The sequence below is a fragment of the Pseudarthrobacter sp. 902506025 genome (assembly GCF_040702325.1).
GTDB lineage: Bacteria > Actinomycetota > Actinomycetes > Actinomycetales > Micrococcaceae > Arthrobacter.
Genome location: NZ_JBFBKW010000002.1, coordinates 509514 through 526018 on the forward strand (window position 1 = coordinate 509514; position 16505 = coordinate 526018).

The 16505-nt window shown below is 65.2% G+C and carries 17 protein-coding genes; 14 read left to right on the forward strand and 3 right to left on the reverse strand.

Features of this window, described 5'->3' with window-relative positions:
- The first annotated feature begins 129 nt into the window (after positions 1 to 129).
- Genes AB0280_RS06195 through AB0280_RS06215 form a run of 5 tightly spaced genes read left to right on the forward strand, consistent with a single transcriptional unit; the run spans position 130 to position 5254 of the window.
- Positions 130 to 1419, forward strand: coding sequence for an ABC transporter substrate-binding protein (locus AB0280_RS06195; protein WP_366366460.1), 1290 nt, complete (start codon positions 130 to 132; stop codon positions 1417 to 1419).
- A gap of 50 nt (positions 1420 to 1469) precedes the next feature.
- Positions 1470 to 2423 carry a carbohydrate ABC transporter permease gene (locus tag AB0280_RS06200; RefSeq protein WP_159630789.1) on the forward strand — a complete coding sequence of 318 codons (954 nt, stop codon included), beginning with the start codon at positions 1470 to 1472 and terminating at the stop codon, positions 2421 to 2423.
- A complete protein-coding gene (locus AB0280_RS06205) occupies positions 2420 to 3337 on the forward strand; it encodes a carbohydrate ABC transporter permease (RefSeq protein WP_366366462.1) in 918 nt (305 codons plus the stop codon). The genes AB0280_RS06200 and AB0280_RS06205 overlap by 4 nt, the downstream gene beginning before the upstream one ends.
- Positions 3338 to 3347: 10 nt before the next feature.
- A complete protein-coding gene (locus AB0280_RS06210) occupies positions 3348 to 3980 on the forward strand; it encodes a Poxvirus protein I5 (RefSeq protein WP_366366463.1) in 633 nt (210 codons plus the stop codon).
- Between the two features lie 2 nt (positions 3981 to 3982).
- A complete protein-coding gene (locus AB0280_RS06215) occupies positions 3983 to 5254 on the forward strand; it encodes an MFS transporter (protein WP_366366464.1) in 1272 nt (423 codons plus the stop codon).
- 41 nt (positions 5255 to 5295) lie between these two features.
- On the opposite strand, the gene AB0280_RS06220 is transcribed toward AB0280_RS06215, so the two are convergent.
- Positions 5296 to 6501, reverse strand: a complete 1206-nt coding sequence (locus tag AB0280_RS06220; protein WP_366366465.1) for a Gfo/Idh/MocA family protein — start codon at positions 6499 to 6501, stop codon at positions 5296 to 5298.
- Between the two features lie 255 nt (positions 6502 to 6756).
- Here AB0280_RS06220 and AB0280_RS06225 point away from each other — a divergent pair, with 255 nt between their 5' ends.
- The 6 genes from AB0280_RS06225 to AB0280_RS06250 all read left to right on the forward strand — a co-directional run bounded on the left by AB0280_RS06225 (position 6757) and on the right by AB0280_RS06250 (position 12361).
- Positions 6757 to 7425, forward strand: coding sequence for a YesL family protein (locus tag AB0280_RS06225; protein ID WP_366366467.1), 669 nt, complete (start codon positions 6757 to 6759; stop codon positions 7423 to 7425).
- A gap of 123 nt (positions 7426 to 7548) precedes the next feature.
- On the forward strand, positions 7549 to 9078 hold the full coding sequence (locus AB0280_RS06230; protein ID WP_366366469.1) for an extracellular solute-binding protein: 1530 nt from the start codon (positions 7549 to 7551) through the stop codon (positions 9076 to 9078).
- The gene (locus tag AB0280_RS06235) at positions 9079 to 10053 is read left to right on the forward strand and encodes an ABC transporter permease (protein WP_275179941.1); all 975 of its coding nucleotides are present in this window, start codon (positions 9079 to 9081) and stop codon (positions 10051 to 10053) included.
- Between the two features lie 2 nt (positions 10054 to 10055).
- On the forward strand, positions 10056 to 10928 hold the full coding sequence (locus AB0280_RS06240; RefSeq protein ID WP_224026988.1) for a carbohydrate ABC transporter permease: 873 nt from the start codon (positions 10056 to 10058) through the stop codon (positions 10926 to 10928).
- A gap of 33 nt (positions 10929 to 10961) precedes the next feature.
- Positions 10962 to 11690: a rhamnogalacturonan acetylesterase gene (locus AB0280_RS06245; RefSeq protein WP_275179940.1), complete on the forward strand. Its 729-nt coding sequence runs from the start codon at positions 10962 to 10964 to the stop codon at positions 11688 to 11690.
- On the forward strand, positions 11690 to 12361 hold the full coding sequence (locus tag AB0280_RS06250; RefSeq protein WP_366366470.1) for a DUF1961 family protein: 672 nt from the start codon (positions 11690 to 11692) through the stop codon (positions 12359 to 12361). Before AB0280_RS06245 ends, AB0280_RS06250 begins: the two co-directional genes overlap by 1 nt.
- Positions 12362 to 12425: 64 nt before the next feature.
- Here the strand turns inward: AB0280_RS06250 and AB0280_RS06255 are convergent, their stop codons facing one another.
- Positions 12426 to 12992: an ABC transporter substrate-binding protein gene (locus AB0280_RS06255; RefSeq protein ID WP_366366471.1), complete on the reverse strand. Its 567-nt coding sequence runs from the start codon at positions 12990 to 12992 to the stop codon at positions 12426 to 12428.
- A 306-nt stretch (positions 12993 to 13298) separates the two neighbouring features.
- On the opposite strand from AB0280_RS06255, the gene AB0280_RS06260 reads away from it, so the two are divergent.
- The gene (locus tag AB0280_RS06260; RefSeq protein ID WP_224026984.1) at positions 13299 to 13676 is read left to right on the forward strand and encodes an STAS/SEC14 domain-containing protein; all 378 of its coding nucleotides are present in this window, start codon (positions 13299 to 13301) and stop codon (positions 13674 to 13676) included.
- A gap of 13 nt (positions 13677 to 13689) precedes the next feature.
- On the opposite strand, the gene AB0280_RS06265 is transcribed toward AB0280_RS06260, so the two are convergent.
- Positions 13690 to 14712: a LacI family DNA-binding transcriptional regulator gene (locus tag AB0280_RS06265; protein WP_366366472.1), complete on the reverse strand. Its 1023-nt coding sequence runs from the start codon at positions 14710 to 14712 to the stop codon at positions 13690 to 13692.
- A gap of 152 nt (positions 14713 to 14864) precedes the next feature.
- Between AB0280_RS06265 and AB0280_RS06270 the strand changes: the two genes are divergently transcribed.
- Positions 14865 to 15209 carry an L-rhamnose mutarotase gene (locus AB0280_RS06270; protein ID WP_366366473.1) on the forward strand — a complete coding sequence of 115 codons (345 nt, stop codon included), beginning with the start codon at positions 14865 to 14867 and terminating at the stop codon, positions 15207 to 15209.
- 127 nt (positions 15210 to 15336) lie between these two features.
- Positions 15337 to 16503 (forward strand): L-rhamnose isomerase, encoded by a 1167-nt coding sequence (gene rhaI, locus AB0280_RS06275; protein WP_366366474.1) that lies wholly within the window; start codon positions 15337 to 15339, stop codon positions 16501 to 16503.
- Positions 16504 to 16505 lie beyond the last annotated feature (2 nt).

The window sequence follows — 16505 nt, forward strand, 5'->3', positions numbered from 1 at the left end:
CGTTTGGAAAACGCTTGCCCAATTCCGGGAATGCCGATATTGTATCGTTTCAGAAGCCGTGTAAGCCAGCTCACTACTCTCGTTGTAGACGGAGCGGAAGGGCAACACACATCGAGCAAGGAGGCTCCCGTGATCAACAGAAGGCATTTCCTCACAACCGTGGCCATCGGCACCGCATCTGCCGCAGCCCTGTCGGCCTGTGGGAACGGATCCAGCTCTTCCGGCCAGACCGGATCGGCCGACAAACCCGTCACCATCAACTACACCTGGTGGGGCAACGACGACCGCGCCGAGCGCACCCGCAAAGCCATTGCCCTCTTCGAGTCGAAGAACCCGGACATCAAGGTCAACGGCAACTTCACGGACTTCGCCGGCTACTGGCAGAAGCGCGCCACAGAGGCGGCCGGCGGCGGTCTTCCCGACGTCATGCAGTGGGACCTGTCCTACCTGCGGGACTACGGCCAGCGCAACCAGCTCCTGGACCTGGGCACGGTCAAGATCAACACTGACGCCTTCGAAAAGTCGCTCCTGCCTTCCGGCCAGGTCAAGGGCAAGACTTACGGCATTCCCACCAGCACCAACGCCTTCGCTGTCTACTACGACCCCGCCAAACTCGCCTCCCTGGGCATAGCGGAGCCGGACGGCAGCTGGACCTGGGCGGAATACCAGGCATTCCTGAAGGAGGTAGGGGACAAGGGCAATGGGACCCTGTTCGGCTCCACGGATTTCACGGGCGTGTGGTGGCAGTTCAACATCTGGCTCCGCCAGAAGAACATCCAGGCCTTCAACAGCGATGGGAAGCTTGGTTTCAGCAAGGACGACCTGAAGAGCTGGTGGAACCTCAACTCGAAGCTGCGCGGCACGCAGGCCCTCGTCCCGGAAGACAGGGTAACCCAGCTCAAGCCCAAGTCGCCTTTCGGTTCCAACGTCACAGCCTCTGAGGTCACCTGGGACAACTTCATGGCGGGCTACTTGGCCGACAGCGGGGCCAAATCACTCAAGCTGGTTCCGGTGCCGTCGGACGACCCGAACAACCTGGGCCTGTTCCTGAAGCCCTCCATGCTGATGGTGGCCAGTGCCAAGACCAAGTTCAAGGACGCCGCCGCCCGCTTCATCGACTTCATGGTCAACGACCCCGAAGTAGGCCAGATATTCAAGACCTCCCGCGGCGTTCCGGCCTCCAAGACCCAGCGCGACGGCACCACGTTCGAAGGCGCCGACAAGCTCGTGGTGGACTACGAGAAATCAATTGCGCAGTACCTCAAGGACGCTCCGGAGCCGCCCATCGTTGGCTTCGGCACGCTGGAAGCGTCGTTCGGCCGGATCGCCTCCGACCTGAACTACGGCAAGCTCACGGTTGACGGAGCCGTCGACGCGTGGTTCAAGGAAGCCGAAGACCTCATCAAGCAGAACGCCTGATCCGGCGCCGTGCCCTCCCACCCAGGTTTTACGACTGACGGAATGATCTTGTGACTCAAACCCCAACCCTGAGCAGGCGCCCGGCGTCGTCCGGTTCCCCGCTGCCGCGCAAGTCGCGGCAGCGGGGCTCGGACGCCCGCGCCGGCTATACCTTCCTGCTGCCCTGGCTGCTGGGATTCATTGCCCTCACGGTGGGGCCGATGATTTCCTCGCTGTACCTGTCCTTCACCAACTACAACCTGTTCGAGCCGCCCAAGTGGATCGGCCTGGACAACTACACCACCCTGTTCCAGGACGAACGCTTCCTGCAGTCCGTGGGCGTGACCGTGGGCTACGTGGTGTTCGGTACCCCCTTGAAGCTCGCGGCGGCACTGGCGGTGGCCATGCTGCTGAACAGCAAGCGCCGCGGCCAGGGCTTCTACCGCTCTGCCTTCTACGCCCCGTCCCTGATCGGTGCGTCCGTCTCCATCGCCATCGTCTGGAAGGCCATGTTCGGCGATTCCGGGCCGGTGGACCAGGGCCTGTCTTTCTTCGGGATCAACCTGGGCGGCTGGGTGGGCAACCCCTCGATGACCATGCCGATGTTCATTCTCCTGACCGTGTGGCAGTTCGGCGCCCCGATGGTGATCTTCCTGGCCGGCCTCAAGCAGATCCCCGGTGAGCTGTATGAGGCAGCGTCAATGGACGGTGCCGGCCCGGTGCGCAAGTTCTTCAACATCACCTGGCCCATGCTCTCCCCGGTGATCTTCTTCAACCTGCTGATGGAAACCATCCACGCGTTCCAGATCTTCGCGTCGGCCTACATCATCTCCAACGGTGACGGCGGCCCCGCCGGATCCACCCTCTTCTACACCCTCTACCTGTACCTGCGGGGCTTCAGCGATTTCCGGATGGGCTACGCCTCGGCCATGGCATGGCTGCTGGTGATCGTGGTGGGCATCATCACCCTGATCTTCTTCCGCACGTCCAAGTCCTGGGTCCACTACAGCGGTGATTCAAAATGACAACCACGGCAACGCCCACCCAGTCCACACCGGAGGCCGCCGCCCCGGCCTACAACCCGAAATCCGAATCGGTGGGGGCCAAACGGGCCAAGAGCGCCATCTTCCACCTGGTGGCCCTTGTCCTCACTGCCATCGTGCTCTACCCCGGCCTGTGGATGATCGCCTCGTCCTTCAAGCCCAACTCGGAGATCGGCGGCCAGAACACGTCGCTGTGGTCAAACAACTTCAGCTTCGATAACTTCGTGACCGCCATGGAGGGGATCGGCGGGGTGTCCACCCTGCAGTTCTTCACCAACTCGCTGATCCTGGCCCTCGGCGCCGTCGTCGGCACCATCCTGTCCGCGAGCGTGTCGGCCTACGCGTTCGCCCGGATCAACTTCCCCGGCCGCAGCCTGTTCTTCGGCATGATGATCGCCACCCTGCTGCTGCCCTTCCACGTGGTGATCATCCCGCAGTACATCATCTTCCAGCAGCTGGGCCTGGTGGACACCTACGTCCCGCTGCTGATCGGCAAGTTCCTGGCCGGGGACGCGTTCTTCGTCTTCCTGATGGTCCAGTTCATGCGCGGCCTGCCCGCGGAACTGGATGAAGCCGCCAGGATCGACGGGGCGGGGCACGCCCGGATCTTTGGATCCATCATGCTGCCGCTGATGAAGCCGGCCCTCATCTCCACCTCCATCTTCTCCTTCATCTGGAGCTGGAACGATTTCCTGGGCCCGCTGCTGTACCTGAACACCCCGGACAAGTACCCGCTGCCGCTGGCCCTGCGGCTGTTCGTGGACCAGACCCAGTCCTCCGACTACGGCGCCATGATCGCCATGTCCGTCCTGGCCCTGCTGCCTGTGCTGATCTTCTTCCTGATCTTCCAGCGCTACATCGTCGAAGGCGTCTCCACCCAGGGACTGAAGGGCTAGGCAAAGGACAATGAGCGCCATGGACAGCACCACATCCGCCCCAGGCCACGAACCAATCCCGGTGAACCGGTTCGCCCTGTTCTCCGAAACCCTCCTGGCGGGGGTGCTGGTGCTGGTGCTGTCCATACCGCTGGCCACCATCCCCGCCGCCTACGCGGCCGGGACCGCGCACCTTGAACGGCACCTCAATGGCAGGGACGATTCCGTCCGGGGGCTGTGGGGCCTGTTCAGGGCTGCCCTGCCGGGCAGCTGGAAGCTGGGAATCGCGACGGCGGGAGCCGGCGTCGTGATTGTCCTCAACCTCCTGCTCGCATGGGTGGGGCAGCTGCCGGGCCGCGAAGTGGTCCTTCCAGCCACGCTGATACTCGCCGGATGCGGCGCCATCCTGCTCCTGCGCACCGCATCCGCCTGGTCCGACGCCACGGCTTCCGGTGCCACGGGCAAGGACACCTGGCACCAGGCCCTCCAGGTGGGTAAGGACGTGTCCCTGCGCGACTGGACGGGGTCCCTGCTCCTGGCGGCCGCCCTGTTCTGCGCCGTGGTGTTTGTCTGGATGCTCGCCGCGCTCTTTGTCGTGGTCCCCGGTACCCTGATCCTTGCCGCCGCCGCAGTGAAACTGCGCTCCAGCCGCGCCCGACGCTGACCGTGCCGTCCCGCCGCACCCGCCCCGCACCGTCTGCACGCCCGGGTATCAGCCAGCCGCGCTGGTTCCACCCCCTTAAGCAGCGCAACTACCGGCTCTTCCTGGGCATGCAGCTCGCCGGCAGCCTTGGCGTCTGGATGCAGCGGCTGGCGCAGGACTGGCTGGTGCTGCAACTGACGGGGAGCCCGGCAGCGGTGGGGGCCGCCGTCGCCCTTCAGTTCCTTCCCATGCTCGTGGTGGGGCCGCTTGCCGGCCTGGTGGTGGACATCTTCCCCAAACGCAGGATCATGATGGTGTGCCAGTCCGTCATTGTGCTGCTCGGCCTTGGGCTGGCGGCCTGGGCTGCCAGCGGCACCATTACGGTCTGGGTTGTTTACGCCAGCTGCATGGCGCTGGGCATCACCGCGGCGGTTGACCAGCCCACCCGCCAGGTCTTCGTCAATGAGGTGGTGGGCGACGCCGCCCTGCGTCCCGCCATCGGACTGAACAACGCCCTCGCCCAGCTGGGCGCCATGGCCGGCCCCGCCTTGGGCGGCGTGCTGATCGCGCAGGCAGGGCCGGCCGCCGCCTTCGCCTCAAACGCAGTGATCGGGTTGGTGGTGCTGGGCCTGATCGCCGGCATCCGGCCGCACGAACTGCATCCCGGTACACCCGCCGAGCGGGGCCGCGGGCAGGTGCTTGCCGGCTTCCGCTACGTCCGTGAACGCCCGCGCCTGCTGCTCCTCATCCTGCTGGCCGGCCTGCTGGGCGCCTTCGGCATGAACGGGCCGGTGGTCCTCGCCGCCTTCGCCCAGGACGTGTGGCACAACGGCGTGGAGGGCTTTGGCCTCTTCAACATGGTCAGCGCCGGCGGCGCCCTGGCCGGTGCCCTCCTGGCAGCCCGGCTCGGGACCATGGGGCGCAGGGGCATTGTGGCCGCCGCGGGGCTATTTGGGCTGTCCCAGCTGGTGGCCGCCCTGATGCCCACCCTGGTTTTGTTTGTGGCGCTGCTGGCGGTGGTGGGCATCATGACGTTGCTGTTCCTCACCAGCGCAGCCACGGCCGTCCAGCTCGAGGCCGGGCCTGCCATCCGCGGCCGGGTGATGGCCCTGTACCTTCCGCTCCTGCTGGGCGGGCACGCCTGCGGCGGCCTCCTGGCGGGCTGGTTGACCGAACAGTTCGGCGTCCGGACCGGGCTGGTGGTCACCGGCGGACTGGGCATGCTCTCCGCGGCCGTGGTGGGCCTGCTCCTGTGGCGCTACGGACGGCGCCGGGGGCTTGCCGCGCGGGAGTGAAGGACCCGGCGGCCGGCTGCGCCGCCGGGTCCTGAACCGCATCAGGACGCAGGGATGTCGAAGGCCACCGGCGCGGCCACAGCCCAGGGGAGCCCAATTTCGCTGAACGTGGCATGCTGCCGGCCGGCGCGCTCCAGGGCTTCCTCGATGCCCACCACCACGGCATGCGCAGCGTCTCCTTCACCTTCCCAGCGGACGCAGGCGGGATCGATGGGGGCCGGCGGCGGTGCGGTCCGGATGGCTTCCAGCACCAGCATGAAGGCTCCGCTGTCCGCCAGGCTGCTGGCCAGCGGAACGCCGTGGCCGCGGTGGGCCAGGAGATTCTCCGCCAGGTCGTCCCGGCCGAAGGTTTCCTCCGTGCGCCCGGCCGCCGTCTCCACTGTCAGCCGGTCCTCGGTGTAGTGGAACACCGCCGTGCCGGCCGAACCTTGCAGCGTGACGTACGGTTCAACGGATTCCGCGGCGCAGATGGTCAGGGCGCAGGTGATGGGCAGGCCCGAGGCGGTGCGGATCCGGATCACGGAGGTGTCATCCGACTCGATGTCATTGGCCCGGTACAGCTCGGTTTCCACTGATGTAAGGTCTGCTGTGGTGCGCGCCCCGGCAATCCGGAGGGCGGTTGCCACCGCGTGCGCCAACGGGTTGGTGGCCACGCCATCCACTACATCCACGCCATTGATGCTGCGTTTTCCTGCCCAACGGGAGCGCGTGTAGTAGGCCCGGTCCCGGACCCAGCGGCCGGTGGCGGAGATGCCCTCCAGTGTTCCGATGGTCCCGGCGGCGAGCAGTTCTTCGATGGCCCCAAGCGCGTGCGAGCCCAGGCTCTGGAAGCCGACCTGCACCCCGCGGCGTGACCTGGTGGCTGCCGTGCACAACCGGTTGAAGTCGGCCAGGGAGGCGACGGGTGGCTTCTCAAGGTACAGCTCAGCGTCTGTGGCCAGGGCGGCCAGGGCCAGCGGGGCATGCGTCTGGATGGGGGTGGCCACGATGACCAGGTCCAGGTCCCGGGTGGCGGTGAGGAGCTCCTCGAGCCCCGGGTAGACGGCGGCCGACGGCGGGAGGGCGCCGGGTGCCGGGGGCTGCGGGTCCGCCACGGCGACCAGGCTGACACTGCCTGCCGCCTGCAGGCGCTGGAGGTTCCGCAGGTGGTGGGTGCCGAAGCCGTGCACTCCCACCAGTGCAACCCGTGCCGGGGTTGTTGCTGAAGCCGCGGCGGCGCTGCCGGCGGCTTCCGTTGCCGTTTCCATGGTTCTCCGTTCTGCCCACCGGCTCCCGCCTTGCGGGCACCGGCATCATCTGCGCGTGCATCGAGTCAGCAAGCGCTTTCCACCTTTTAGTGTGCGGCACGCGGCAAGCCGCCGTCCAGCTATGTAACGATTCAAAATTCCGCTTGACCGTGGACGGACGGTGGGTCTACATTTTCGAGAAACCGATTACCAGCGTGATGCGGGACACTTTCCGCTTCGCCTCTGCAACGATGGAGAACAGAAGGGAGCCGTGCCATGCTGTCCGGGACCTTCAGTGCGCGCGCCTACTCATTTTTTGACACGCTCGTGTGGATCGCCGGCCTGAACCTGCTGTGGATCGCCTTCACCCTGCTGGGTTTTGGCATTTTTGGTGCAGGTCCGGCCACCGCCGCGGCACAGATTGCGGTACGCAAGCGGGCGGCGGGCGATGCTGTTCCACTGCTGCGGGGGTTTGCCTCCGCATACTTCCGGAACTTCCTCCGGGCCAACGCCCTGGCGCTCCCGGTCATGGCCGTCGCGGCGGCCCTTGTCCTGAACTGGAACTATTTTTCGGGAGGCAGGGGAGTCCTGGCGCAGTTCATGGCCGTCGGCATCCTGGTTGCCGCCATCTTCCTGGCGGGGGCCGTTTGCTACGTGTTCCCCATGTATGCCCGGTACGAGTTGCTCCTGTTCCAGTACCTGCTGATGTCGTCCCGGTTCGCCCTGCGGCACCTGGCGGGAACGGTCGTCCTGCTCTTCGTTTCCGCCGCGGTACTTTACGCCAGCAGTTGCCTTCCGGGCCTGGTTCCATTCTTCAGCATCGGGGCCTGGCTCTACCTCACCGGCTGGTTGTGTGACCGCTTCTTCGCGGCCAATGACGAGTCGGCGGCCGCAGCGGGGGAGCCTGCCGCGCGCACCGCCCTGCAGGGGGCCACCGCCGCCTGACGCTGCTCCCCGCCCTTGGTTGCCGATGGTGGGCGCTGCCCTGGGCGGACGCATGAATGAAACGTATCAAAACCGTGGGCCAGCCAGCCCAACAAACCCCAAAGAAGTGGAAAAGGACGACATATGATCCATCGCAAACTCTCCCTGGCCGCCGCCGTCGTAACGGCCACGGCGCTGTCCCTCACCGCGTGCAGCGGCGGGGACGCCCCGGCCGCGGACCTCACTTCGGTGTCCATCATGGCCCCGTTCCTGGAGGCCCAGCCGCCTGCAGCGGACGGCGCGGTGCAGAAGAAGCTGGAGGAGCTCACCGGCAAACAGGTCAAAATCAACTGGGCGCCGAACGCCTCCTATGAGGACAAGACCAACATCACGCTGGCGGGATCCGACATTCCGCAGGTCATGGTGATCCAGGGCAAAACACCCGGCTTCGTCAAGAACGCCCAGGCGGGCGCGTTCTGGGACCTCACCGACAAGCTGGACAAGTACCCCAACCTCAAGACCACTTTCCCGGACATCCAGAAGAACGCCAGCGTCAACGGCAAGGTTTACGGCGTCTTCCGCGGCCGTTCCCCCATGCGTGCGGCCGTCATGTTCCGGCAGGACTGGCTGGACAAGCTGGGCCTGCAGCCGCCCAAAACCACGGAGGACCTGTACAAGGTGGCAAAGGCCTTCACCGAGCAGGATCCGGACGGCAATGGCGTCAATGACACCTACGGCATCACCATCCCCAAGTGGGGTGCGCTGGGCACCAACAGCCCCTACGACCTGATCGAGGAATGGTACGGCGCCGGGAACCGCTGGACGGAGCGGGACGGGAAGCTCATTCCCAGCTTCGAAACCGACGAGTTCCTCGAGGCGGACCGTTTCATCAAGAAGATGGTTGACGAAAAGCTCATCAACCCCGACTTCGCCACCTTCGACAGCACCAAGTGGAACGAGCCGTTCTTCAACGGCAAGGGCGGCATCATCGTCGACGTCGATTCCCGGGTGAGCGTGCTCATCAACCTCTTCAAGCAGGCAGACCCCACCAACTTCCAGAACAAAGTGGGCTTCGTGGGCAACCTCGAAGGCCCGGACGGCAAACTGCACGCCCACCCCACCGACGGCTACTCAGGCTTCCTTGCGATCCCCAAGGCCAGCGTCAAGAGCGAGCCCGAACTGGACAAGGTCCTGGCCTTCCTCAACACCATGAACGGCAAGGATGTTGCGGTCCTGCTGAACAACGGCATCGAGGGCGTGAACTTTACGGTGGAGGCCGGCAAGGCCGCCACCATCAAACCGGAGACGCCGGAGGGCAAGGCCGTCACCACCGACATCAAGAGCTACGCCCAGCTGGGCATGAACGTTGCCGGCAACGAGTTCTACCCGGTGAAGCAGGCCTCCGACTACGAGCAGCAGGTCTTCGACAAGCGGACCGACGTCATGGCCCAAGACCTCAAGAGCGCCGTCTACAACCCGGCCGCACCCTACGTTTCGGCCACCTATGTGGCCAAGGGTGCCCAGTTGGACAACATTGTGGCCGACGCCCGGATCAAGTACCTGGCCGGACAGATCGATGAACAGGGCCTCAAGGATGCCATCAAGCTGTGGGACACCAGCGGCGGCAACAAGGTCAAGGAAGAAATCAACAAGCTCTGGCAGGACAACAAGTAAATGGCAGCCCCTGTCATTGACACCCTCGCCGGGGAGCGGACGCGCAGGACCGCTCCCGCTCCCCGGAACGGGGGCAGGTTCTCCGTCCATTTCGCGCACTACAAATGGCTGTACCTTCTGCTGCTGCCTGGCGTGGTGTACTTCGCGGTGTTCCGCTACGCCCCCATGTACGGTGTCAGCATCGCCTTCAAGGACTACGTCCCGTTCCTGGGCGTCAACGGCAGCCCGTGGGTGGGGTTCCGGAACTTCGAGGACTTCTTCGCCAACCCGGACTTCCCGCGGCTGCTGGGCAACACCCTGATCCTGGCCTTCCTGAACCTGGGGGTGGCCTTCCCGCTAACCATCATCCTGGCGCTGCTGCTGAACGAAGTCCGGCTGTCCATCCTCAAGCGCACGGTCCAGACACTGGTGTACATCCCGCACTTCCTGTCCTGGACCATCGTGGCGTCGCTGAGTTTCCTGCTGTTTGCCCTGGACATCGGGCCGCTGTTCCAGTTCCTGAACAACGCCATGGGCACGCACATCGACTTCCTGTCAGATCCCGCCTGGTTCCGGCCCCTGATCGTGCTGCAGGAGATCTGGAAGAACACCGGCTGGGGCACCATCATCTTCCTGGCCGCCCTTTCCACCGTGGACCAGGACCAGTACGAAGCCGCGATCATCGACGGCGCGGGCCGGTTCCGGCGCGTCTGGCACATCACGCTTCCCGCGATCCGTTCCACGATCATCGTGATGCTGATCCTGGCCATCGGGCAGATGCTCAACACCGGGTTCGAACAGATTTACCTGATGACCAACGCGCTGAACCGTGAGGTGGCGGATGTCTTTGACACGTACGTCTACTTCGTAGGCATCACGCAGGGCGCCTACAGCTACTCCACCGCCGTGGGCCTGTTCAAATCGCTGGTGGGCATCGTGCTGATCTTCGGCACCAACTGGCTGGCCAAGCGATTCAACCAGAGCGGACTGTTCTAGCCATGAAAATCCACAACACCCGCGGCGGCCGGATCTTTGACGCCGCCAACTACGTCTTCCTGTCCCTGATCGGCCTCATTACCCTGTTGCCGTTCGTGTACGTCTTCGCCGGATCGTTTGCCACCGAAGCCGAAATTACGCGCCGGGCATTCTTCGTCTGGCCCGAGCAGTTCACCCTGGGCTCCTACGAATACATCTTCGCCACCCCGGCGTTCGTCCGCGCCCTGGTGACCACCATCCTGGTCACCGCGGTGGGCACCCTGGTCCAGCTGGCCTTCACCGTGACCATGGCCTATCCGCTGGCCAAGAAAACCCTGCGGGGCAGGAACGCCATCCTGTCCCTGGTGGTCTTTGCCATGGTCTTCTCCGGCGGCATGATCCCCACGTTCCTGCTGGTCAAGGACCTGGGCCTGCTCAACTCCTATTGGGCCCTGATCCTGCCGGCGGCCATCAACCCGTTCAGCCTGATCATCATCAAGAACTTCTTCCAGGAACTCCCTGCCGAACTGGAGGAATCGGCCAAGATGGACGGCGCCACCGAGATCGGGATCCTGTGGCGGATCCTGCTGCCGCTGTCCAAGCCGGTCCTGGCCACTTTCGCGCTGTTCTACGCCGTGGGCATCTGGAACGACTTCATGTCGCCCCTGCTCTACCTGAGCGACAACTCCAAGTGGACCCTCCAGATGTACCTGCGCCAGGTTACGGCGGCGTCGGACCTGTTGGGCACGGGCAACGTTGATCCCAACTACATCCCGCCCGAACAGGGCATCAAGTTCGCCGTGATCGTGGTGGCCACGCTGCCCATCCTCATCTTCTACCCGTTCCTGCAAAAGCATTTCGCCAAGGGTATGCTCATCGGCTCCGTCAAAGGCTGACTCTGCCCGCGGGCATCAAAGGAAAGAACCACCATGAAAATCCTGCTGGCCGGAGATTCCACCGTTGCCAACTGTCCCACGCACGAGTTTCCCATGAGCGGCTGGGGAGCGCAGCTGGCACCCTTCACCTGCACGTGGGGCACGGTACACAACTTCGCCAAGGGCGGCGCCGACACCGAATCCTTCCGCACTGAGGGGCTCTGGGCGGAGCTGCTCACCGAAGCAGGCCCGGACGATGCCGTGCTCATCCAGTTCGGCCACAACGACCAGAAGAAGCCGCACCTGGCCGCCCGCACCGGCTACGCGGCCAACCTGCGAACCATGGTGGGGGAGGTGCGCGCCCGGGGCTCGGCAGTGGTGCTGTGCACCTCCGTGGAGCGCCGGCACTTCCTGGACGGCAGGCACCCGGGGGAGGGGCCGTCGTCGGACGTCCTCGCAGAGAGCCTGGAGGACTATCCGGAGGTGGTCCGCGAACTGGGGCAGGAGCTCGGGGTCCCCGTGGTGGACCTCAACGCGTGGACCCGCCACCTGTATCTCCGGCTGGGCCGGGACGGATCCAGGGAGATCTTCTGCCACTTCGCCCCGGGGGAGCATGCCCATTGGCCGGGCGGCCTGGTGGACAATACGCATTTCTCCCGGCACGGTGCCTCGCTGGTGGCCGGGGAGGTGGCACGGCAGCTGCGCCGGCTGGGGTACGGGCCGGCTGGAGAGGCGGAGCCGGCCGACACCAGGGGGATGCGTACGACGGCGGGACGCGCCTAGTGGGGGCGGCAGCGGTTAGGGAGCGGATCCTCTACAGCAACCCGCTGGCGGGGCCCGATGACGTGGCTGGATGGGTAGCGGAAGGGCCGTTGAGCGGCGGCAGCCACGAGGGTGCCCTGGAGCTGTCCGGTGCGCTGGACGACCAGGAATTCGGCGACCACGCGCACTGGACGTTGTGGTGCCCGGAGAACTTCCCGGACGGCATCCGCATCAGCTGGGAATTCCGCCCGCTCGCCGAGCCGGGCCTGGCCATGCTGTTCTTCGCGGCCACCGGACACCGCGGGCAGGACCTCTTCAGCCCGGCCCTCGCGCCCAGGACGGGCTACTACCCCCAGTACCATTCGGGTGATATCGACGCCCTGCACGTCTCCTATTTCCGCCACAAGTTCCCGTCCGAGCGCGCGTTCCGCACCTGCAACCTGCGCAAAAGTGCCGGCTTCGAGTTGGTGGCGCAGGGCGCGGACCCGTTGCCGCCCGCGGAGGATGCCACGGAATTCTACCGCCTGGAACTGGTGAAGGACGGGCCCCTGGCGGCGTTTTCCATCAATGGGCTGCTGCTCTTCGAGTGGCAGGATCCGTCGTCGAAGGTGCTCGGCGGCGGCCGGATTGGTTTCCGGCAGATGGCCCCGCTCCGGGCGGCCTACCGCAACCTGGTGGTGGCGAAGATTTAGGCGAACACGACGATGGGCAGTCCCGGGGGACTGCCCATCGTGCTGCCTTGTGGACTGCCGGGAACTAGAACCCCAGCAGCCGGTTGAGCAGGTTGGCCAGGCCGCTGAGGCCATTGCCGCCGTCAAGGAGCCCGGTGACCGCGCAGAGCAGGTTGCCGACAAGTTTGCCCGCCCCCGACTGCGCAACAATGTCCAGGACCACCTGGTTCAGGTCGACATTGAGCCCCAGGACGTCCAGGTGCAGCGGCCCGAGGACCAGGTTCACGATGTCGCAACCGCCTCCTGTGGCCGTCGCGGCGTTGGTGGTGGGGGCCGCAGCAGCCGTGGTGGTCACGGTCTGGCTCACCGGAGTGGCCACGCCGGCAAGATCGGTGAAGGTACCCTGCACCAAGCCGGTGACGGTCAGCTGGCCGTTCTGGACGCTGAAGTTGGATGGCGTAAACGAGCCCACGAAGGTGCCCACGCCGTCAATGGTCTGGTTGATGGTTCCAGTGACGTTGGCTGTCCGGGATGACTGGGAAGCGGCAGAAGGAGCCGCGGGTGCTGCTGCCGTCGCCGGGCCTGCCATGCCGAAGAGCATGGCGCCGGAGAGGGCAATGGCAGTGACTGAAGCTGAGACCTTTGTTCGCATTTTCGGTAAATCCTTTCAGCGCCGGGTTGCGGCGCTCTGAACCCCCCGAGGCTCCGCCCCCATGGAGAACCCCGGCGGAACTGGTTATTTCAAATGCACTTGTTTCAGATGCAGCCCTGTCGGGCCGCGACACGCAGCTCCGGATGGTGATCCAGGCCACGGGCACGTCGATCAACCTATTAGTAAGCATGCTGAGTAGTCAAGTCGGGGTTGCGGCGCTGTTTGTCGGGCGCCAGGATGCCTGGGCCGGGCGGCCTGGTGCAAGATAGAGGGGTTCAGGAACTGCCCACTGGAGGGAGGCGGGGTATGGAGCCCATAATGGTCGACGGCGGCAAGGGAACCGTGGAACTGAGCGCTGACGGCGTCATCCACCTCATGTGGGAGCCCAAAGTCCGCATAGAAGTCGAGGACGCACAGGCGGCGATGGCTGCGGTGAACCGCATAGCAGGAGACGGCAACTATCCAATGCTGGTGGACATGGCCACCACGGAGAACGTCAGTATCCAGGCCCGCTCGGTGTTCTCCATCCCCTGCGCCGCCAACCGGATTGCCCTGCTTGGATCGAGCCCGGTGGACCGGATCATCGCGAATTTCTTCCTGGGAGTCCATAATCCGCCCTGCCCTACCCGCTTCTTCACGTCCCGGGACGAGTCCATGAAGTGGCTGCAGCAGACGGGAAAGTAGAGCGCCCGGCTGATCAGCCGGCGGCCGGCGCGGCCGTGCTCTGGCGGACCACCAGCTCCGGCGTGAACACTACGGACCGGTGGACGGGATTTTGGGACTCCACCTCTTCGGACAGCAGTTCGATGGCTGTCCGGCCCAGCAGTTCGGTGGGCTGGCGGATGGAGGACAGGGGAACCACCGCGGAGATGGCAAAGTCGATGTCGTCATAGCCAATCAGCGCCACGTCCTCCGGGATCCGGAACGTGTGCGTCATAGTGAGCGACTGCATGACGCCCAGGGCCAGGAGGTCGTTGGCGCAGAAAATCCCCCCGGGCAGTTCAGCCCGCCCGCGCTCCACCAGCATGTCGCCCACGCTGCGCCCAGCCAGGACGGTCTGCCCTTCAGCATCCAACACCTCGAGGCTGGCGTCCGGCTCCTCCTTCACGGCCCGCTGGGCCCCCTGGAGCCGGTCCGCGACCTGCCGGATGGACATGGGGCCGCCAACAAAAGCCAGCCGACGGCGGCCGGTGTCCAGCAGGTGCCGGGCAGCCAGGTAGCCTCCGGCGTCGTCATCCACGGCTACCGAGCTGAACTTGGACTCGTCAGCCAGCCGGTCCACCAGGACCGTTGGCACGCCGCGCTCGCGGAGGAGGTCCAGCCTTTCCGTTACATCGCCCACCGGCGAGATCAGCAGGCCCTGCACACGCTGCTCCTGGAAGAGGTCAATGTAATTCGCCTCGCGGCCGGCATTGTGGCCGCTGTCGCCCAGCAGGACGGCGCTTCCCTGCAGCGCTGCGGCGTCCTCCGCCGCGCGGACCACGGAGGTGAAGAACGGGTTGCCTACGTCCAGGACGATGAGCCCGATGGTGCGGCTGTGGCCAACACGGAGTTGGCGGGCGGCATCGTTGCGGACAAACCCCAGTTCGTCGATGGACCGCAGGACCCGTTCCTTGGTCCGGTCGGACACCCTGTCGGGATAGTTGAGGACATTGGATACCGTCCCCACGGCCACGCCCGCGTGGGTGGCCACGTCCTTGATACTGGCTGTGCGGTTCATCGATTCTCCGTGCCGACCTGCCCGCCGCGGGAGCTTCCGCGCGGGAAATCAAAAGTTTCTGCCATTGCTTGACACCTGCTCAACTCCAAGAGTACTTTGAATCGTACCAATGAAACGATTCAAAACTTTGGGAAGTTTGAGGAGGAGTCCGCATGAGGGTGTGTTTCCGTTCCTCGGTCCAGCCGGCGCTGATCGACGAATACCGGCGCAGGCATGCCGCAGTGTGGCCGGAAATGCTGAACGGCCTCAAGGAGGCGGGCTGGCACAACTACTCCCTGTTCCTTGGTGGAGACGGGCTCCTGGTGGGGTACGTGGAGTGCGACGACTTTGACGCCGTCCGTGCCCGCATGGCCCTGACGGATGTGAACGCCCGCTGGCAGGCCGAGATGGCAACCCTGTTCGAGGACTCCGGCCAGGCGCCCGACGAAGGGTTCCAGGTGCTGGAAGAAGTCTTCAATCTCAACAGCCAGCTGGCGGCACAGCCCCCCGCAGGCTGACCGGCAGGACGCGGGACGCAGGACCACCGGCGCACCGGAACAGCAGGCAACTGCCAGCAGGCACGCTCCAGCAGCGGGGCACCAACCAAAAGCATCAGACAGACGCTCAACACCGGAAAGAACCAACATGAACGACGTAGCAACGGCGCTGGGCAGGCTCGGGGAGCTTGCCATCGAGGTCCCTTCGTGGGCCTATGGAAATTCAGGTACGCGGTTCAAGGTGTTCGGCACGCCCGGCACGCCGCGGACGGTCCAGGAGAAGCTGGCGGACGCCGCCAAGGTCCACGAGCTGACCGGCCTGGCCCCCACTGTGGCGCTGCACATCCCGTGGGACAAGGTGGACGACTACTCCGCCCTCCGGGAGTATGCGGCGGGACTGGGCGTGGGCCTGGGCACCATCAACTCCAACACCTTCCAGGATGATGAGTACAAGTGCGGCTCCCTCACCTCCTCCAACCAGGCCGTCCGGCGCCGGGCCATCGACCACCACCTCGAGTGCATCGACATCATGCACGCCACGGGTTCGCAGGACCTGAAGATCTGGCTGGCGGACGGCACCAACTACCCGGGCCAGGATGACATCCGCGGCCGCCAGGACCGGCTGGCCGAGTCCCTGCAGGAGATCTATGCGGCCCTGCGGGATGGGCAGCGCCTGGTGCTGGAGTACAAATTCTTTGAGCCGGCGTTCTATCACACGGACGTGCCGGACTGGGGCACCTCCTACGCCCAGACCCTGGCCTTGGGGGAGAAGGCGTTCGTCTGCCTGGACACCGGCCACCATGCGCCGGGCACCAACATCGAGTTCATCGTGATGCAGCTGCTGCGCCTGGGCAAGCTGGGTTCCTTCGACTTCAACTCCCGCTTCTACGCGGACGATGACCTGATCGTGGGTGCCGCCGACCCGTTCCAGCTGTTCCGCATCATGCACGAAGTGATACGGGGCGGCGGTTACGGCAAGGACTCCGGCGTGGCCCTGATGCTGGACCAGTGCCACAACCTGGAAGAGAAGATCCCCGGCCAGATCCGCTCCGTGCTCAATGTCCAGGAAATGACGCTGCGCGCCCTGCTGGTGGACACCGCCGCCCTGGGCGAAGCGCAGCGTGCCGGCGATGTCCTGGCCGCCAACGGCATCTTCAACGATGCCTTCTACACCGACGTCCGGCCCATCCTGGCCGAGTGGCGTGAATCCCGCGGCCTGCCCGCGGACCCAATGGCCGCCTTCAAGGCGAGCGGTTACCAGAAACAGATCAACGAGGACCGCGTGGGCGGCCAGCAAGCCGGATGGGGCGCCTGATT